This window comes from Novipirellula rosea, from assembly GCF_039541335.1.
Lineage (GTDB): Bacteria > Planctomycetota > Planctomycetia > Pirellulales > Pirellulaceae > Novipirellula > Novipirellula rosea.
Map to the genome: position 1 here is coordinate 210,103 of NZ_BAABGA010000005.1, position 20,302 is coordinate 230,404.

General features: G+C 55.3%; 9 protein-coding genes and 1 tRNA gene. 5 read left to right on the forward strand and 5 right to left on the reverse strand.

From position 1 onward, the window contains the following. Window positions 1–40: 40 nt before the first annotated feature. Window positions 41–114, forward strand: a tRNA-Pro gene (locus ABD971_RS00715). 3,443 nt (window positions 115–3,557) lie between these two features. Here the strand turns inward: ABD971_RS00715 and ABD971_RS00720 are convergent. The 3 genes from ABD971_RS00720 to ABD971_RS00730 all read right to left on the reverse strand — a co-directional run bounded on the left by ABD971_RS00720 (window position 3,558) and on the right by ABD971_RS00730 (window position 10,352). Beyond that, a complete protein-coding gene (locus ABD971_RS00720; protein ID WP_345318473.1) occupies window positions 3,558–5,003 on the reverse strand; it encodes a DUF1552 domain-containing protein in 1,446 nt (481 codons plus the stop codon). 141 nt (window positions 5,004–5,144) lie between these two features. Continuing rightward, window positions 5,145–7,994, reverse strand: coding sequence for a DUF1592 domain-containing protein (locus ABD971_RS00725; RefSeq protein WP_345318475.1), 2,850 nt, complete (start codon window positions 7,992–7,994; stop codon window positions 5,145–5,147). Between the two features lie 990 nt (window positions 7,995–8,984). Next, a complete protein-coding gene (locus ABD971_RS00730; protein WP_345318477.1) occupies window positions 8,985–10,352 on the reverse strand; it encodes a hypothetical protein in 1,368 nt (455 codons plus the stop codon). Between the two features lie 407 nt (window positions 10,353–10,759). On the opposite strand from ABD971_RS00730, the gene ABD971_RS00735 reads away from it, so the two are divergent. After that, a complete protein-coding gene (locus ABD971_RS00735) occupies window positions 10,760–12,451 on the forward strand; it encodes a potassium channel family protein (protein ID WP_345318479.1) in 1,692 nt (563 codons plus the stop codon). A gap of 696 nt (window positions 12,452–13,147) precedes the next feature. Here the strand turns inward: ABD971_RS00735 and ABD971_RS00740 are convergent. Continuing rightward, complete coding sequence (locus ABD971_RS00740) at window positions 13,148–14,014, reverse strand: SDR family oxidoreductase (RefSeq protein ID WP_345318481.1); 867 nt, start codon at window positions 14,012–14,014, stop codon at window positions 13,148–13,150. Window positions 14,015–14,055: 41 nt separating this feature from the next. Then, entirely contained in the window at window positions 14,056–15,327 is a 1,272-nt protein-coding gene (locus tag ABD971_RS00745) for an alkyl sulfatase dimerization domain-containing protein (protein WP_345318492.1), read from the reverse strand. A gap of 764 nt (window positions 15,328–16,091) precedes the next feature. Here ABD971_RS00745 and ABD971_RS00750 point away from each other — a divergent pair. The 3 genes from ABD971_RS00750 to ABD971_RS00760 all read left to right on the forward strand — a co-directional run bounded on the left by ABD971_RS00750 (window position 16,092) and on the right by ABD971_RS00760 (window position 20,228). Then, the gene (locus ABD971_RS00750) at window positions 16,092–17,900 is read left to right on the forward strand and encodes a glycoside hydrolase family 97 protein (RefSeq protein WP_345318494.1); all 1,809 of its coding nucleotides are present in this window, start codon (window positions 16,092–16,094) and stop codon (window positions 17,898–17,900) included. 228 nt (window positions 17,901–18,128) lie between these two features. After that, complete coding sequence (locus tag ABD971_RS00755) at window positions 18,129–18,578, forward strand: GNAT family N-acetyltransferase (RefSeq protein WP_425571223.1); 450 nt, start codon at window positions 18,129–18,131, stop codon at window positions 18,576–18,578. Between the two features lie 1,437 nt (window positions 18,579–20,015). Further along, the gene (locus ABD971_RS00760; protein WP_345318483.1) at window positions 20,016–20,228 is read left to right on the forward strand and encodes a hypothetical protein; all 213 of its coding nucleotides are present in this window, start codon (window positions 20,016–20,018) and stop codon (window positions 20,226–20,228) included. Window positions 20,229–20,302: the final 74 nt, after the last annotated feature.

Genomic DNA, 20,302 nt, shown 5'->3' on the forward strand with positions numbered 1-20,302 from the left:
GAGGATCGCGGAAGTAACAAAAATAGGGCATCCTTCACAACGGGGCGTGGCTCAGCCTGGTAGAGCGCTGCGTTCGGGACGCAGAGGTCGCAAGTTCAAATCTTGTCGCCCCGACTTCGGCTCGTTTTTTCGAACTCCGTTCGAAATCGCGAGCCGAAGTAGAGAGTGTGCGTTGGATGGATTCGCGATCTCCCCGCAACGAGATGAGTGTAGCGGGGATGATAACGACGTTCGCGGCGACCACTATCACGCAGGCGCTGCTATCAGTGACATGACGCCACGGCTCCGTCGAATCCTGTTTCCGCCACGTCCATCAATCGCCGGATAACCGGCGAGCAGGAAGATGGGGTGGGCAGGAAAATATCAAGATTGCAGGACCACTCGGCGGTGTCCCCTTCTTGTTGCCGCTTCATGTTTTGTCTTATTCAGTAGCCAAGGCTGACACCAGTGAGGTGCCGTCGCGAATCTCTCGACTCGACGTTCCGCGACATTGACTAAGCGCCACACCGCAGGCCGGCAAAAAGGTGGAGGGCAAAAATATTAAGTAAGCAGGACCAATGTGCGGCATCCCATTTTCCTGCCCCCTACATTTTCCTGCCCAATTCAGTGACAAACGCTGCCCCCGGCAACACGACAACGCTGCTCATTCATCTCTTGTTTTCGCCACGTCCACCAAGCGCCGGATAACCGGCGGGCAGGAAGATGGATTGGGCAGGAAAATATTAAGAATGCAGCACCAATTTGCGGTGTCCCATCTTTTTGCCCCTCATGTTTTTGCCTTATTCAACAGCCAAACGTTGACCTCGGCAATAAAATGCCGCAGCTCACTCGACTCGTCGTTCCGCGACGTCTACGAAGCGCCACACCGCAGATAGGCAAAAACATGGAGAGCAAAAACATGTCAGAAAGCAGAACCATTCTGCAGCATCCCATTTTCATGCCCCCTACATGTTCCTGCCCAAAACAGCGACCAACGCTGCCATCGGCAACACAACGACGCGGCTCCGTCGACTCTTGTTTCCGCCACGTCCACCAAGCGCCGGATAACCGGCGGGCAGGAAAATGCAGGGGGCAGGAAAAAATTAAGAAAGCAGAACCAATTTGCGGTGTCCCATCTTTTTGCCCCTCATGTTTTTGCCTTATTCAACAGCCAAACGTTGACCTCGGCAATAAAATGCCGTAGCTCACTCGACTCGTCGTTCCGCGACGTCTACGAAGCGCCACACCGCAGGCCGGCAAAAAGATGGAGGGCAAAAACATGTCAGAAAGCAGAATTATCATGCGGCATCCCATTTTCATGCCCCCTACATTTTCCTGCCCAATTCAGTAACCAACGCTGCCCCCGGCAACACGACAACGCGGCTCACTTATCACTTGTTTCCGCCACGTCCAACAGACGCCGGATAGCCGGCGGGCAGGAAGATGCATGGGGCAGGAAAATATTAAGAATGAAGCACCAATTTGCGGTGTCCGATCTTTTTGCACTTCATGCTTTTGCCTTATTCAACAGCCAAACGTTGACCTCGGCAATAATATGCCGTAGCTCACTCGACTCGTCGTTCCGCGACGTCTACGAAGCGCCACACCGCAGATAGGCAAAAACATGTCAGAAAGCAGAACCATCCTGCGGCATCCCATTTTCCTGCCCCCAACATTCTCCAGCCCTTTTCAGTGACCAACGCTGACCCCGGCAACACGACAACGCTGCTCACTCGAATCATGTTTCCGCCACGTCCATCAAACGCCGGATAACCGGCGGGCAGGAACATGGATTGGGCAGGAAAATATTAAGAATGAAGCACCAATTTGCGGTGTCCCATCTTTTTGCCCTTCATGCTTTTGCCTTATTCAACAGCCAAACGTTGACCTCGGCAATAATATGCCGTAGCTCACTCGACTCGTCGTTCCGCGACGTCTACGAAGCGCCACACCGCAGATAGGCAAAAACATGTCAGAAAGCAGAACCATCATGCGGTATCCCATTTTCCTGCCCCCTACATTTTCCTGCCCAATTCAGTGACAAACGCTGCCCCCAGCAACACAACGACGCAACTCACTCATCTCCTGTTTCCGCCACGTCCATCAAGCGCCGCATAACCGGCGGGCAGGAAGATGGATTGGGCAGGAAAATATTATGAATGCAGCACCAATTTGTGGTGTCCCATCTTTTTGCCCTTCATGCTTTTGCCTTATTCAACAGCCAAACGTTGACCTCGGCAATAAAATGCCACAGCTCACTCGACTCGTCGTTCCGCGACGTCTACGAAGCGCCACACCGCAGATAGGCAAAAACATGGAGGGCAAAAAGATGTCAGAAAGCAGAACCATCCTGCAGCATCCCATTTTCATGCCCCCTACATGTTCCTGCCCAAAACAGCGACCAACGCTGCCCCCAGCAACACAACGACACAACTCACTCATCTCCTGTTTCCGCCACGTCCATCAAGCGCCGGATAACCGGCGGGCAGGAAGATGGGGTGGGCAGGAAAATATTAAGAATGCAGGACCAATGTGCGGTATCCCATTTTCCTGCCCCCCAACATGTTCCTGCCCAAAACAGCGACCAACGCTGCCATCGGCAACACAACGACGCGGCTCCGTCGAATCATGTTTCCGCCACGTCCATCAAGCGCCGGATAACCGGCGGGCAGGAAGATGGATTGGGCAGGAAAATATTAAGAATGCAGCACCAATTTGCGGTGTGCCATCTTTTTGCCCCTCATGTTTTTGCCTTATTCAACAGCCAACGTTGACCTCGGCAATAAAATGCCGTAGCTCACTCGACTCGTCGTTCCGCGACGTCTACGAAGCGCCACACCGCAGATAGGCAAAAACATGGAGGGCAAAAGCATGTCAGAAAGCAGAACCATCCTGCAGCATCCCATTTTCCTCCCCCCTACATTTTCCTGCCCAAAACAGCGACCAACGCTGCCATCGGCAACACAACGACGCGGCTCCGTCGAATCATGTTTCCGCCACGTCCAACAGACGCCGGATAGCCGGCGGGCAGGAAGATGGGGTGGGCAGGAAAATATTAAGAATGAAGCACCAATTTGCGGTGTCCGATCTTTTTGCCCCTCATGTTTTTGCCTTTTTCAACAGCCAACGTTGACCTCGGCAATAAAATGCCGCAGCTCACTCGACTCGTCGTTCCGCGACGTCTACGAAGCGCCACACCGCAGGTAGGCAAAAACATGGAGGGCAAAAACATGTCAGAAAGCAGAACCATCATGCGGCATCCCATTTTCCTGCCCCCAACATTCTCCAGCCCTATTCAGTAGCCAACGCGGGCCCCGGTAACACAACGCCGCGGCTCACTCGACTCGTGTTTCCGCCACGTCCATCAAACGCCGGATAATCGGCGGGCAGGAACATGGGCGGGGCAGGAAAATATTAAGAAAGAAACACCAATTTGCGGTGTCCCATCTTTTTGCCGCCTTCGTATTTCTGCCCAAATCTGTGAACCAAACAAATGTCCGCCACCTTCTTTGGCATTCGCTGAAATCGATAGACCCCATCACCGCATCGTCGCCGATTCACATGAAATCAGCCGCTTGTCAGACCAATTCAGACAGTCCACCGGTCTGTCCGGCAAAGCTTTCGGTTTCGAGGCCCAACTGCTGTAACATCGTGACAAACACCTTTGTCAGAGGCTGATCGTCCTTGGCCGGTTCTCGCATCCACGGCTCGGCAACCCCGTCGAATAATCCACCGACCGCACCCGATCCGGCGTGATTCAGGAATTGCCCGTGCTTGAACCCCATCGCCTTTCCACCGGCCAGAATGATTGGATAGTTTTGTGATAGGTGGAATGCACTGGACGCGGATCCGAACAGCAACAGGGTGTTGTCGAGCATCGTCCCCTCGCCAGCCGGTTCGGGGGTTTCGTGAAGCCGAGACGCGAATCGATAGAATTCGCGGTTGAGGAATCCGCAATAGGTCGAGAATCTTTCCCACCCACCAGGCTGCTTGGTTTCGTGCGACAACGCGTGCGCCAAATTGAAACCGACGGCGCGAGCTAAGCGGTCGCTGATTCCAAACGCATTTTCACGACCGATCTGGTAAGTCGCCACCCGCGTCGAATCGGTGCGGAATGCCAAGTAGACCAGCTCGAACATCGTCTGGACGTAACGTTGCGGGTCCTCGGGTGACACGTCCAGATCGAGACCGCCCGACTCGACGGTCGGTAACGGAGTGTTGACCCAGCGTTTGGCTTTTTCAACGCGTTGCTCGGCTTGTCGGACCGAATCCAGATACTCATCCAACCGCTCGCGGTCATCGCCCGCCAAGTCACGCCGCAGTGTTTTGGCATCGGCTAACAATTCATCCAAAGCACTCTTGCTTAACGCCAAGCGTCGTGCGGCATCGGCATCGCGTTTGACAAACAGCATGTCAAAGACACGCTTAGGCCGGTGCTCCGCTGGAATCGCTCGCCCGGTGCGGTTGAACGAAATCGTATGCGTGCCACGCGGTGTTCCGGTGCCTCCGTCAGTGGACAACACCAAAGACGAGAACCGCGTCTGATCACCAATGTGGTTTGCGTAAACTTGGTCAAGCGAGATCGAATTTTTATAGGGGCCATCCGATCCAGTGGCAGCCGCCGTCAAAAATTGGTCCGCGTTAGAGTGACCGTGAACTTGACGCACCGCGGGATGGGAAAACCCCGACAACACCGTGACATGATCTCTCAGCGGCTGAAACACCTCCATGCACTTGGTGTAGGTGAAATCGGTGCCATTACCATGAGGGAACCATGACCAATCTTGATAGGCAGGATCCTCGGCCAATGGCATCGGGACACCATCGGGAAAGTAGAAACAGCCTAAACGCTTCACGTCCCGCGGCGAATCTCCATCCGCCCCCGATTGCCCAGTGGCTGCCAAGGCCTCGGACGATGTGCCGGCACTCAGATTCACGGCAGAGCCGAACACGGGCAAGGCGAGCGCGACCCCGGCTCCACGCAGAAAACGTCGGCGGTCCAATGAATCCAGATTCAATTTCATAGTGTCGTTCCTACTGCGGGGACAGGGCAATCTGCGGAATGCGTTTGTCAATCGAGTGGTGGTGGAGTGTGTATCGGCGGAAACGAGTCAGTCGTCCGTGACGAAGACTTGCGTACGGGGGCAAGTGTCACGCGGCAAGCATCATGGCGCCAAAAACAGTTCGCTAGTGACAAGACAGTGCAGCAGGGTTTTCAGTCCATCGCCCTTTTGCCGCACGGCACGTGTCACCTCGTCAACCGCCGCGTTGTCGCTAAAGGCCAACGGTCGGCCCAAGGCAAAGATGGCGAGCTTCTCGACCATCGCGCGAACGAATTGATCCTGGCGACTGGTCAGCAGATAGCGTTTCAGCCCATCAATCCCGTCCAGGACTTGATCGTTGTACAACGCGGAACTGGCATCAACCGGCGTTCCGTTGATCTCTTCTCTCCATTGCCCAATGGCGTCGTAGTTTTCGAAGGCGATCCCCCACGGGTCGATCTTCTTATGGCAAGACATACAGGCGGCCTGATTACGATGGTCTTCGATGCGTTGTTTCAAGGTCAGCTTCGCAATCTCGGGGTCCGCCAAATCGATCTCCGGAACCGCTGCCGGTGGCGGTGGCGGCGGATCGTTCAGCAAACAATTCAGTATCCAGACGCCTCGCTTGAGCGGATGCGAGTGCTCTCCGTCGGAGTTCATTGCCAACAAGCCCGCTTGGGTCAAGACTCCGCCCCGCGACGCTTCGTCGTTTAGCGAGACGCGTTGGAACTGGTTGCCCTCGACACCCGCGATTCCGTAGTGGACCGCCAATCGCTCGTTCACGGTGGCGTAGTCGGCATGGATGATATCCAGCACGCTGGCGTCGGTCCGCAGCAACTCCGCGAAAAACGCACTAGGCTCTTGCTGCATCGCTTCTTTCAAAGACGGATCGAATGTGGTGAAGCTTTTGTCGACCGCCAAGTACGATAACGCTCGCATACCGAGCCACTGCCCTACAAAATGCTGGACAAAACGTTCATGACGAGGATCGGCAAGCATTCGATCGACCTCCGCATGCAGCACCTCTGGCTGATGCAGAGTCCCCGAGGCGGCCAATTCCACCAATCGCTTGTCCGGCACACTGCACCACAGGAACAGCGACAGCCGCGTGGCGAGGTCCCCGTCGGCCAGTCGCCGATTCGGTGATGATGCTTTCGTCACCGGTTCGCCATCGATGAAATCTTCCGCCGACGTGATTGGCTTGGGAGCAACGTACAGGAATTTTGGAGAAGTCAGTACGGTGGCTAGCACTTCGAGCATCGCATCCTGAAAATCGTCACAGCCATCACGCACCGCTTCGAACAGAGCGACTTTCTTTTCGACTGCAGCGGAATCGACCGGCGATCGCCATGCACGGGGCATGAAGCTCGTCAGGATCTCGCGTGCATAAGCAACTTCTTGCTCACGTGACAGATTCTCGTTGTCTTGGTTGCCAACAAAGATTTGCTGATGCGATTTTGGCGGCCACTCGTGGAAAATCGGTGCGACGACCTCGACCGACTCGATCACGATATCGGCCGGCTGGTCACGATCTTTGGGAACCGAACTATTGACCAGCCGAATGTATTCCGATGGGCTGGGATATTGCCCCATCGTCGATGTCTTGCGTTCGGCGTTTCGCGGATCGATCTCGCCAAGCGGAATCAACCACTCGTACGTTTCGGTCGATCCTGCTACGGCCGTTACCTCTGTATCTTGTTGGCTGACTCGCACGTCGGCGCGGCCCTCGTTGGTCGCTCGCCAACCGAACACCAACTGCATACTCGGGATTCGTTCTTGGTCGGGGCCACGTGAGGCGCGGACACGTACCCGCAGCAAACCTTCATCGGGAATCTGATTGCCAAGTTCGATTGTCATATTCGAATTCTTACCCGCCGGGAGCACTGCGACATAAGTTGGCTCGACGTCGGCCGCTTCTTGGGAAGCCGTTTCGGTGGGACTGACAGGCTCAATCGCATACTGAGCTCCGTTATATTCCCATTTCGCGCGGGCCTTTTCTCCGGTCGCAACGTTCAGATAGTAAGGCCTGTCGCCTGGGTTCCGATACAGCCGAGTTGACGTGCTGATTTGCTTTTCGCGTTTTTCGGCGTCGTCAGCGAAACGTTTTTCAAGCCGCTTGATCTTCGCTTGATACATTCGTTCCTCGATCGCGGCCGCATCCGACATACGGTGATCCCAGCGAACGAGGTCAGGACGCGGGCCTCGTACGGTCACGCGATCCAGCGCACGTCGTGCAAGTTGCCGATACGTTTCGAACTGCGATACCGAAAGATGCAGTGAGTCGGAACTGTTTTGAAAACCGTCCTCGGATACCGACTCTGGCGGAAGGTCTTTGGCGAAGTCCCACGGTTGGCCAAGCAAATCTTGTAGCGCGTAGTTGTATTCGTACTTCGTCAATCGACGGAACGACGTGTTGGATTCGCGTGCTCGACGTGCGATGGACGCGAAGTGAATCTCGTTGCTTAGCCACTCGACGACCGTTGCCCGATCCTGATCCTCCATCTCCAACTCATCAGGTGGCGGCATCTCGCCGTTGTTCAGCGCCGCCAACACCTCTTCCCACCACTCGGCATCGCCACCGTTGACCATATCGGGATCGATCGCGGTGATGTCAAAGTTCGCTTCGGCGCCGTAGGGACCATGACAATCGGTGCAGGCCTGATTCAGAATCGGTTTGATCTTTTGATCAAAGATGGCGGCATCTCGTTGCCGTGGCTGATCCACCGTGATGTGCGACGGTTCGAGGTAGGCGGATTTCTCAGCCCCCAACGTTTTTAGTTCGCTTAGCGACGCAGCGTGCGGCAGCGTTGTCTGGGAGACGCGATCACCGTCGCTTTCTGGGTCGCCAGCGGTTGTTTTTAATTCGGTTGTTTTCGATTCGGCAGCGGCCGCAACCTCCAGGCCACCCTCGATCGTGACAACGTGAAACAGCCCCCATGTGATAAAGGCCAAGATCCACAGAACGATGGTCAATTTTGGGGTGCAACAGGGCGACCGCATGGAAAAACAACCTCTTGATTTGCCGCCTTACTTGCAAAATGGCCCGTAGCGACCGGGCACCGGTTTGTTCACTCAGTTTAAATTGATACAAGAAATCAACAAGTTGATTAAGTGACGTGGTTCGTTAATGTCGGCCTCACCGCGGCTAAGGGGGACAGTTCTTCGCAACCTTGTCCTGCGGAGCGAAAAGCGGCCTTTCGTTTTTTTGCCAACCTCCGCATCAAGCCGGCAACCCCAGCGTTTCCGGTGGGCGACCGGCGAATACTCACCCGTCTATGAGCATGACACGCCTCCCCCCTGAACGCATCACTCTATTGCATTTGCGACGACGGGACGCCGACTCTTGTTCTGATTCATCCACGAGCCACCGCGTGGAGTGCAATGGGTTGCATCTAGGGCTAGTCTGAACTACTAAAACGCTGGGGGGTATGATGTTTGGTGGCGCAATTTTTCAGGACTTCTCCACCAACTTCGAAGACTGCTGATTTAGTAGCAAGCGAGTAGGCCGGAGGCCGACACACTGACGGCAGAGTGTGTCGCCCGCCGGGCTATGTTTTACCAACTCCCCTAGCCGGTGGCTCACGCCACCGGCAGAGGGTGTATCGGCCTCCGGCCTGTAATTAATGCCACTCAATCAGCAGTCTTCTTCATCGATGCAGAGGTGACAGCGTCGAACTGAATCACTCGCAATATCCGACTTCAACACCTTCCTGTTATCGGCCACGGGTTGTGGATGCCGAGGAAAGAGCTCCGGCAGCATTTGCGTATTCATCGTTTGGCTGAAGTTGAGAATGCCCTCGAGTCAGATTTTTGAAGTTGCGTTTTTTGTATTTTGGGGCAAAGCCCCGGAAGTTTACCTAGCCCAGCCCAACGGGCTGGGGACAAGAAAACCAATGAATTGTAGGGCCGATGGCCCGGGGAACATCTAAAAACGTAGCTTCAAAAAGTCAGATCAACCAGAATTTACTCCGCATCAAGCCACGCTTGAATCGCAGAAAGTGCGGCTTCGGGCGTTCGGTTGGCCAGTGGAAAGCCACCATAGAAAGCCTGGATGCTTGCGCCCGCCGCGAACATCGCCTCCAATTCCTGGCGGCACTGTTCGGGATCGTTAACATAGATCTGATCGCCGAGACGAAAGTAAGATTCGACCATTCCAAAGCGGACGTCTTGATCCCCACTGGCCTCGCGGATTTGTTTGACAAGCTCGTGCAGGTTAAAACGAGCTCCGCCGCGATTGTCCATCGTGAACCCAGCGGTCGAGTAGCGATTCACCGCAGTCCAAATCGGCGGACGCGTTGTGCTGGAGGGTTTAACAGTCGCCAGTGCAACAATGTGCGTGTAGACTCGATCCGATGCGATGCCGCGGTCGTGACATGTTTTGGCCAGTGTTTCCATGTAATCGTGCATCGACTCATAACACAACTGGCGAAACTTCGCTTCACGCGAAATTCCTTCCTGCTTAGCGGCCTGCAGCAAGCGTGCTTCGTTCCATCCACGCCAGTGCAAAGAGGCGTAACCCAGCTGCTTGCCAATGAACGAGCGGTCCATTTCGATGCCTCGAGCTGATCGCGGAGCCTCCGCTCGCACGACGCCGTTTTCGCGATCGATCAAACGAAGTAAGGACGGATCGCCAAAGTCGGGCACGTGGACTTCCCAGCCGATATTGATTCCGGCAAACAGATGTTCGAGATCACGATTCCGCCACTGCTGAAGCCGAGCGACCAAGGGCGTTAGCACTCCCGCGTCAAGCTGCGACGAGGCGAAGGTGGTCAGCGCTGGTGATCCAAAGGCAGGGACCGCCGGGGCGGGCGAACACCATGGCCCCCAGTTGAACCAGGGCCGCGGAATACGTTCGGGCAACTTTTCCGCAACGGGAAAACGATCCCACTCTCGCATCTCGGGGTGCTGCCAAAAACGCGTTGGCGGAGCGTCCTCTGGATTGGCCGTGTCTTCGGCGCCCCATCCGTAACAGGAATCGACATGCAGAAACACGGGGATGCCGGCGCGTTCGGCGAGATCCAGTGCCTGCTCGACATCGCGCCGGACGACCTCAGGGGAACGCGACAGAATCCGAAGTTGTTGCACGCCATAGGCCACCATCCGACTCGAGGAGGCGGGCATGGCGCCGAATCGACGAGCGACCGAGCGAAAATTGGCGGTGACATCTCGACCAGGCCCCTGGTCAGGCCCACCACCCTCCAGAACAATGTATTGTATGTCCTGGGGCCTCGATTCCGTTGCAAACGAAACGCCACAAACAGGTAACACCGCAGCAAAGGCCAGTACCGCTAGCGAGATCGTCTTGTATGTACGCCAATGATTTTCTTTCATCCCCGGATGCTACTCGCTGGTTATCGTTGCTGGAAGCCTATACACAACGACTGCGGATGGAGTGTCGCACGGGTGATCTGCGTTGCATCTTGATCGTGATCGCTACTTGAAACCTATCCCAAAACGGGGGTCACCAATCAGCGGCCTGGGCATTAGCCCCGGTTGATGCGAATCGAACCGCGGCCAATGTTTTGGGGAAAGGTTCTTATTCCCTATCTCCCTCGGGCGGCACCGCCCACGACCTTGATCGGACGAGGATAGATTCCGAGCACGAATAGGATTTTTGGGGGACGACCGGCGTTGCGTTCGCATCGAATCGGCCGCAGGGAACGGGCCCTACCCAATGAAGTTTCGCCACAGCGGTCGGATTCGCGGCTAGAATGCGGAACACGCCCCGAGGAGACGCAATGAAGTCCTTTACAACGCTGTACCTGCATTTTATGCGGGACCGCGCCAGCCGCCGCAACTTGCGGGTGCTCGCTCAATTCATCTTTTTTCTGGTCGCGATGGTACTCGTCTACAGTGTCATCTTTCATTACCTGATGCAGTGGGAGGGCCATCACTACACGTGGATTACTGGCATCTATTGGACGCTCACGGTGATGTCGACGTTGGGGTTCGGCGACATCACGTTTCACACCGACCTTGGCCGGCTGTTTTCGATGCTGGTTTTGATGAGCGGAACGATGTTCATGCTGATCCTGCTGCCCTTTACCTTCATCCAATTCTTCTATGCACCATGGATCCAAGCCCAGGAGGCCGCGCGTGCTCCTCGCGAGTTACCGGCAAACACCGAAGGGCACGTGATCTTGACTCACTACGGCCCCGTCGACGCTGCTTTGATTAAACAATTGACACAGTACCAATACCCCTACGTCGTGTTGGTCCCGGAAGTCGATGAAGCGCTGCGGCTTCATGATCTGGACATCCAAGTCGTGGTGGGCGAATTAGACGATCCCGAGACCTATCGGCGGTTGCGTACCGACAAGGCGGCGTTGGTCGCGACGGTGGGCACCGATGTCATCAACACCAACGTCGCCTTCACTGCGCGTGAAGTCGCCGAAAAGGTGCCGATTGTTGCCACCGCAGCCGATGTCGCGTCGGTCGACGTCCTGGAACTAGCGGGCTGCACCCGAGTCCTGGAGTTGGCCGAGATGATGGGGCGAACGTTGGCCCGGCGTGTGATCGGTCGCGATGCCAAGACGCATGTCATCGGGCAATTTGATGAATTGTTAATCGCCGAAGCGAGCGCCGCAGGCACGCCGCTGGTCGGCAGAACCCTCCGAGAAATTCGATTGCGGGATCACGTCAGCCTTACCGTTTCGGGCGTTTGGGAACGCGGCCGGTATCAGAACGCGGGTCCCGAGACACTGATTACCGATAACACCGTTTTGGTGCTGGCGGGATCACGCGAGCAACTCGATGAATATGACGCCCTGTTCTGTATCTATCGCACCAGCGAGGTGCCGATCGTGATTCTCGGTTTTGGCCGAGTCGGATCGGCGACCGCGCGTGAACTTGCTCGGCAGTCGATCGACTATCGAATCGTCGAAAAAAATGCCAAACAAAAGACAGAGGACGGCAAACTGATCGTCGGCGACGCCGCCGACTTGGAAATCATCAAGCAAGCCGGAATCATGGAGTCGTCTGCCGTCGTGATTACCACGCATGACGACGCGCTAAACGTTTACTTGACGCTCTATTGCCGGCGACTCCGCGCAGACATCCAGATCATCAGCCGAGCGACGCTCGAACGTAACGTTCACACCCTACACCGCGCAGGCGCCGATTTCGTGATCTCCGAGGCATCGATGGGAGCGAACGCGATCTTTAATCTACTTCGTCGCAGCGACGTGTTGCTGCTCGCTGAGGGGCTGGACGTGTTTAAAGTAAAGATCCCGCTGTCGCTTGCTGGCAAGACACTGACCGAAGCTGCGATCCGCCAAAAGACCGGCTGCAGTGTCATCGCCATTCGCACCGACGCTGGAGTCCAAGCCAACCCCGACCCCAACACGCCGCTGCCCGCGGACGGGGAAATGATCGTGATCGGCAGCGACGATTCGCAGCAATTGTTCTTGGATCAGTATTTAAATCGCTAACGGCAGTCGGCAATTTCATTTCCGACGCGATCGATTGCGGAGACCTCTGGGGCGGGACGATTCGACTGGGAATGGAAGGTGACCTCGCCCCGGGCAGTCCCAGCCGCTTCGGAACCTGGGACGCATTGGGAACCCGCGCCGCCAACGACTAGATCAAGTGGTGGATAAAAAAAGTGTTAGCCTCCGCTGCCTGTTCGCACGCCTCAGCAAATAGCGGATAGTCGACCGAAAGATGGATGCGACAGAAAGATTGGCAGGAAGCAGAAGCGAACACCTTCTTGTTCTGCCTTCACCTTTCTGTCAATCATTTTCTTGTTTTTAACGGGGCGTCATGGGATGTCGCGATTTTTGTTGGCCTAGTGGTTGATCGGCAAATCACGCGAGTGAAGGGTTCTCTCGGTAGTGGACGAGACGACGAGTCCCGTCGTGCCACTCAGTCGCTGGGACTCGTTGCCTCGTCCACTACCCCCGAAGCTGGGACTCGTAGCCTCGTCCACTACCTCAACTGCTGGCGGTCGAGCTACGCCGATTCCAGTACAGCTCTAGCGGAACGGCCCTAAACGCCACCGGAGGGTTTCGTGTCATTCGGGAAACATTTTGAAATGATGGACTTATTTCCGACCGTTTGCTTACCCAATCCACGCTCTGGCGAGCGTTGCTACTGGATGCCGTGAAATTGTTCAGCGTGATCCTCGATCAATGGTTCTTTCGCGCCAGTTCGCTGAAGTACGCTTCCCAACTCTGATGGGGGCGACCGGCGGCTTGGGCGAAGTGGCTTTCGTTGTCCGCGGCACCACCGCGGATGCCTTCGTAGATGCCAGCGATGATCGTCCCCATGAACTCGCCCAACTCGGCGATGCGTTCCTCGCGATACTCGGCGACGGACTTCGATCGGTAGGTCAACTGCGTGCCGAATGCGAGATTCAGATAGTCGGCTAGTTGCTGCTGCGTGATCGACGTGCCGTGCAGGTTGTAAGTCTGGCCGTTGTGCTTGGACTCGGTCAACATCCGCGCGTACGCATGGGCCAACTCGGCTCGGGTTGTGTACCCGCACTTGGCGTCGCCCGCACAATTGGCAATCTCACCACGTTGTTTGTAAGTTTCGATGTATTCGACATCTGGTTCGATGTAGATGCCGTTGCGTCCGATCGCCCATTGCAAACCGCTGTTGCGGATGTCCTGTTCGGTTTGCCGATTGCTTTGCACGATCGGTGAGAATGCCGTGCCCTCTTCCGCCCCTTGGATACTGGTGTAGACAATCTTGCTGACGCCAGCGGCCTTGGCGGCTTCGATGACATTGCGATGCTGGTCGATCCGTTTGTCCGGCGTGTCCATGCCGGAGACCAGCAGCAGCGTGTCGACGCCCTGAAGCGACTTTGTCAATAGATCACGCTTCGTGTAGTCCCCAGGCCGAACTTCCACGCCAAGCGACGCGGCTTTGGCCGGAGTTCGCGCCAGACCCACAACGCTCTCGGCGCCGACGATGTCGACGGTGGCTTGGACAATAGCTGCGCCAAGCTGACCGCTGGCTGCCGCGACTGCGATGGTGTTGCCTCTGGACATCGTTTCCTCGATTTCGTGGTACAGGTTGCCAGGAACTGTGACTAGAACCAGATCTCGCTGAGTTGACCTGATTCGAGTTCGTTCGCGTAGCTAAGGTAATAGTTGCGGTTGGGGGCGTTGTATTCTCGTGCTGCCAAGCCTCGTAGCGACGCGATTTTCACTTTGCGTGCTAGTTCTCGGTCGGCATCGTCCAACCATTTGACGTGATCGGCCAGTTCCAACGCCCATTGATAGTCGTGATCGGCCAAGGCGGATTGCATCTGTTCGGTCAGCTTTTGCGTGCCCCCAGCCAACTCGGCCATCTTCTTCGCTTTGAGCTTAGGCTCAAGCGGATTCAGTGTTGTTGGATTGCCGTCGTACCAGCCCAATAGCCCTGAATAGATGGCGCGGACCGCATGAGGCACCGAACCATAGAACTGGATCAGATACGGTTTGTCCTTGAGATGCTCAGGCAGTTCAACTTCGTGAGCAAGTTGGTCGGGCCCCTTGCCCGCGTTGATGCCTCGCACCGTTTGGTCGTACACGCTGCGAATCGCTTCGCTGTAATCCTTCAGTGCCGTGGTAGCTGCTTCCTGTCCTTGGATTGGCATTGTATGGCCAGGAACCACCGCATGCGGATCGAACTCGGCCATCTTCCCAACGCTTTGGGACCAATTCAGTACGTCGCGATAGGCGGTACCCCGAATCGCATACAGATTAGGAAAGGAGCTGTAAAAATTATCGCCCGCGAATAAGACCTTCTCTTTGGGCAGCCAGATAAACAGAGCATCATCCGTTTCCCCTGGTGCAAAGTGGAGTTCAATTTCGACACCCGCAATCGATGTTTTCAGTCCGCTGTTGGGGACGGTGACGGTCGGTGGCAGGAATCCTTTGCCGCGATCGCCGTCTTCGGTCCCTGCCGGTGCGACACCTCGATTCGTACTTTCGGCCGCCGACAGTTTCCGTCCGAACTGACGCACGTTCCGCTTGGCCTTGACCGGGTCAACCGCCTTGTTGACGCCTTCGGCAGATCCGAAGCGTTCCGTTGCGTAGATGTCGGGCTGCTCGTCGCGGATAAAGGCACTGGCACCGCCGATGTGATCACCGTGGCTGTGAGTATAGATGATCGCCTTAACCGGTTTGTCGCTGTATTGTCGGAATGCCTCCGCTGCTTCCGTGGCACTCTTAGGCCCAAAAAGCGTATCGATGATGATGACACCGTCGGTGCCGACGATCATCGAAGTGTTGGCTCCATGGAAACCCACCGCGGTGAAAACGTTGTCGGCGACTTGGACCACTCCCTTCTCGAATTGGTGCTGCTGTGAATTCAGCATTCGCAGAGCGGTTTCGGGTTGGACTTGCGTTTGACCGCGAGCGGGTGCGGCGGTCAGCCCCAAGAGGATCAAAAGACCAAACTTTGTCGTGCTCGCCGTGAGTTGCGAAAGTAGTTGTGGAAAGGCCTTCTTGTTCATCGTGTGTGATCCTTTGCGAAGTCGTTCGTGAAGTTGTTCTGCATTTTTCGCAGGACGTTATGTAAACCGGTTGTCCAAGGTCTCAGTGTACGAGCATGGTCAAATTCGCTAGCGGCATGAGATCCAGCTTCTTCAATCCAAATTCGCATGCCTGTATGCTACAGGTAATGGCCGTTCGGTCAATGGAAACGTGAAAAAAAATTCTGCATCTTCGGAATGCGAAAACGATGAATGACCGCAGAAATGCTTGTTTAGCAATCAGTTTGCTGGTTTTTAACGACGAATTTCCACAGACGGGGCAGTTGGCGGGGACAGACGTAGATTGGCGCAAAACGTAATGAACGCTGCGTATCGTAGGCTTCGTCGTAGCAGAAGTCGTCAACGGCTTTCGTGGACTGGATCGGATGATGGGATCGGCTCGAAACTCTCGACGAGTTCCGCTACGGCTCTCGACGAGTTCTGTGACCAATTGGGGAAGCGTTCTACAAGGGCTCGGGTTTTGGTGCATAATTGATGCACCGAATGAATCGTCAGATCCGATTTCGAGAACCGCCCCCGAACGACTGGAATTACTAACAGTGACATTGATACGAAAGCTTCCCTCCTTCTTGACTGTTAGCTTGTTGATGTTCGTGTTGCCTGATCGCGGTTTGTCGGCTGCGGAAGTGACGGTCGCTTCGCCGTCGGGAAACCATGAGATTCAGTTTTCATTGCAGAATGGAGTGCCACACTACCGAGTCTCCTACCAAGGAACCACGATCCTTTCCGATTCTGCACTCTCGTTGAACCTCGAGGGTGACGGATTGAGTGACCGCTTCGTGGTCGACAGTACGCGGACTCGGTCACAGATGGGAAGCTGGGTTCCCGTGATCGGATCGAAGAGTTCGTACCCGGATGCCTACAATGAATGCGTCGTTCAGCTTCGGGATACATCGGAAGCGAAGCGACGGCTCGACCTCACGTTTCGGGCGTACGACGAAGGAGTTGCCTTTCGCTACGCGATTCCACAGCAGCAGGGTGTTGCGAACATCAAACTCCTTTCGGAAGACAGTCAATTCCATTTCACCGGCGATCACTTCGTCTACTGGGACGACTATCCGCAAGCAGAGTATTCCAAGGTGCGGCTGTCGGAGATGCCGGACCAGGCGATTCGGCCGCTACTGCTGGAAACCGGATCACATTTCGTGGCGATCGCTGAAGCAGGGGATCTTGAACACTACGCGCCGATGATGCTGAATCGATCCGGCGATCTGCAGTTAGTAACGCGGTTCCGCAGCGGCACTGTGACGGCCACTGATTCTCTCACGACTCCATGGCGAGTGATTATGGTTGCCGAACATCCTGGTACACTCGTCGAACACCACTACCTGCTGCAAAATCTTTCGCCACCCTGCGTGCTCGACGACACCTCTTGGATCAAGCCCGGCAAGGTCTGGCGAAGCAATCTATCGACACACGCCGCAAAGGCAATCATCGACTACGCCGCGGCCAACAACTACCAATATGTGCATTATGACGCTGGCTGGTATGGACCGGAGCGGGCTGCCGATTCGAAACCGTTGACCGTCATCGACTCGATCGACATGAAGGAAACGATTCGCTATGCGGACGAACATGGAATCGGTTTGATCTGCTACATCAACAAGATTGCGATGTCGCGATACGATCTGGACAAGACGTTTCGCACGTACCATCAATGGGGCATTCGTGGAGTGAAGTTTGGTTTCGTCGACTGGAGGAGCCAATCCGACATGGAGTTCTTGTTCGCTGCGATCAAGACGGCGGCGAAATACAAATTGGTCGTTGACATCCACGACAATTTTCGGCTGACCGGGATCGAACGAACCTACCCTCATGTGTTAACCGTCGAAGGCATCCTGGGCAACGAAGAACAAGCCGATCGAGGGAACCCTCCGAAGAATGTTCTGACCACTTCCTTTGCCCGGATGATCGCGGGAGCCGGCGATTTCACTCCCTGCTACCTGAATGGACGGGTGGTCAGCCGCTCGTTTCAGCTGGCGTTGGGAGTCGTGTTCTACAGCCCGCTGCAGTATCTGCATTGGTACGACCAGGCGGATCGGTATGCCGGGAAATCTTATCCTGAGCTTGAGTTTTGGAAGGAGATGCCGACGACTTGGGATGATTCAAATGTGGTCAACGGATCGGTCGGAAGCTACATGATCGTGGCTCGGCGAAAAGGCGACCGCTGGTTTGTGGGAACGATTGTCAATGAAGCTCGTAGCCTCGACATTCCGCTGAATTTCCTCGGCCCAGGAGCGTTCACGGCGACAATCTATGCCGAGCATCCCGAGGACAAAAAGCTCGTCACGATCGAATCACGTCAGGTTACTTCGAGTATTTCGCTGACAGCTAAGATGAGTTCCGGAAGCGGTTGCGCGATCTTGATTTCGCCGACTCCGAGTTCGAGTGAGTGAGCATCATCGCATCTCTCGCTTTAACAACAATCCGGTCTCAAGCTTGGTAATTGCCAATCGCATGAGAAACGGTGCCCCCACCATCGTGCGGTCGTGAATTAGTCGGCGGGGTAAACCTAGCGGTCGTCAGTGTTTGCGAGGCGGTTGCCATGGGACGTCCGTTGCACACAGAGCAAGTGGTCGGTAGGTAGCTGCAACACGCTTGGTTGAGTTTTTAAAAGATGATACGTGAGTAAACAAATGCAGTACGCGATCGAACCCAATCTAACGCCTGTGGAGTTTATTGATATACTCCGCCGTTCCACACTAGCCGAGCGACGCCCGGTCGGGGACACCGCAAGGATTGCCAAGATGCTGATCAACTGCGACTTGGTCGTTACGGCACGCACGGAGGACGGCGTGCTTGTCGGCGTGGCGCGGTCGATTACGGACTTCGCTTACTGCACGTACCTGGCGGACTTGGCGGTTGATGTTGCTCTGCAGCGGCACGGAATTGGTCGCGAGTTAATTCGCGTGACCCATGAAAACGCAGGACTCGAAACGCGATTGATTCTGCTGGCGGCTCCTGCAGCAGCGAGCTACTACCCGCATATCGGCATGGAGAAGCACGAATCGTGCTGGATGATTCCGCCGCAACAAGGCGACAAGTCAGTTCCGAGAGAATCGGCGGAACCCTAATTTTCACTCATTAACGCTAATCAAGCCCCGTCTGCTGGTGGAGTGATCGTCGGCGTCAATTTGCGTTCTAAGGCGTAAAGGCAGGATATTGGATCACGGGTACATCAATGCGGAATCGATTGGTGTCGTCGGCCCAACGGCTTTTGCTGCCGATGGGGTGAAACACGATCACGCGACGACATCGACGTCGTTGTTCGAACGTGAATCATCAGCAGTCCGATTCGGCTTCAATCTTCTCAAAGAACCGATCAAGATGAAGCCCCGGTTTGGACGGAGTTGGCGTATACGCTCAAACATCACGCCCGACCGAAATCATCTCACCACCACACAGCCCCACACAAGGACCAAGCTTCTGGCAGAAAAATGGGACACTGCAGAGTGGCCCAGCCTTCTTCATATGTTCCTGCCCATCCCATGTTCCTGCCAGCCGGTTAGCCGACGTTTGGTGATCGTGACGGAACCATGAATCGATTGATGCAGCGTCGTTGTATCACTGCGGCCAACGTTGGTCGCTGACCTTGGCAAAAACATAAAGGGCAAAAAGATCGGACACTGCAGAGTGTTTCCGGTTTACTAATGTTTTTGCCATCCATCTTTTTGCCTACCAGCGGTGCTGCGCTGAGTAGATGTCTCGGATTGGCGAGTCGATGGAGCAGCGGCGTTGTGTCACCGACGACAGTGTTGGTCACTGGATTGGGCAGGAAAATGTAAGGGGCAGAAAGATGGGATACCGCACCTCGGCCCAGCCTTCTTCATATGTTCCAGCCCATCCCATGTTCCTGCCCGCCGGTTAGCCGGCGCTTCGTGGACGTGGCGGAACCATGAGTCGATTGATGCAGCGTCGTTGTATCACTGCGGCCAACGTTGGTCACTGATCTTGGCAAAAACATAAATGACAAAAAGATCGGACACTGCAGAGTGTTTCCGGTTTCTTAATGTTTTTGCATCCATCTTTTTGCCTACCGGCGGTGCTGCGCTGAGTAGATGTCTCGGATGGTCGAGTCGATGGAGCAGCGGCGTTGTGTCACCGAGGACAGTGTTGGTCACTGGATTGGGCAGGAAAATGAATTGGGCAGAAAGATGAAATTCCGCAGAGTGGCCCAGCTTTTTTTATATTTTCCTGCCCATCCCATGTTCCTGCCCGCCGGTTAGCCGGCGTTTGGTGATCGTGACGGAACCATGAATCGATTGATGCAGCGTCGTTGTATCACTGCGGCCAACGTTGGTCGCTGATCTCGGCAAAAACATAAATGGCAAAATGATCGGACACCGCGGAGTGTTTCCGTTTTCTAAATGTTTTTGCCATCCATCTTTTTGCCAATTCGCGAAGCGGGGCCGACTCGAGATGTCGGATAGACGAGTCGATGGAGCAGCGGCGCAATGTTACCGAGGGCAACATTGGTCCGTGAGTGGGCAGGAAAATGTAAGGGCAGAAAGATGGGATACCGCACCTCGGCCCAGCCTTCTTCATATGTTCCTGCCCATCCCATCTTCCTGCCCGCCGGTTACCCGGCGATTGATGATCGTGGCGGAACCATGAGTCGATTGAGCAGCGTCGTTGTATCACTGCGGGCAACGTTGGTCGCTGATCTTGGCAAAAACATAAAGGGCAAAAAGATCGGACACCGCGGAGTGTTTCCGGTTTATTAATGTTTTTGCCATCCATCTTTTTGCCTACCGGCGGTGCTGGCCTGAGTAGACGTCTCGGATTGGCGAGTCGATGG

What these genes read in the sequence shown, in the direction of transcription:
- ABD971_RS00720 (WP_345318473.1), bottom strand. Translation starts at nt 5,003, where the DNA reads ATGAAATTGAATCTGGATTCATTGGACCGCCGACGTTTTCTGCGTGGA.
- ABD971_RS00730 (WP_345318477.1), bottom strand. Translation starts at nt 10,352, where the DNA reads ATGAAAGAAAATCATTGGCGTACATACAAGACGATCTCGCTAGCGGTA.
- ABD971_RS00735 (WP_345318479.1), top strand. Translation starts at nt 10,760, where the DNA reads ATGAAGTCCTTTACAACGCTGTACCTGCATTTTATGCGGGACCGCGCC.
- ABD971_RS00740 (WP_345318481.1), bottom strand. Translation starts at nt 14,014, where the DNA reads ATGTCCAGAGGCAACACCATCGCAGTCGCGGCAGCCAGCGGTCAGCTT.
- ABD971_RS00745 (WP_345318492.1), bottom strand. Translation starts at nt 15,327, where the DNA reads ATGCTGAATTCACAGCAGCACCAATTCGAGAAGGGAGTGGTCCAAGTC.
- ABD971_RS00750 (WP_345318494.1), top strand. Translation starts at nt 16,092, where the DNA reads ATGTTCGTGTTGCCTGATCGCGGTTTGTCGGCTGCGGAAGTGACGGTC.
- ABD971_RS00760 (WP_345318483.1), top strand. Translation starts at nt 20,016, where the DNA reads ATGGGATACCGCACCTCGGCCCAGCCTTCTTCATATGTTCCTGCCCAT.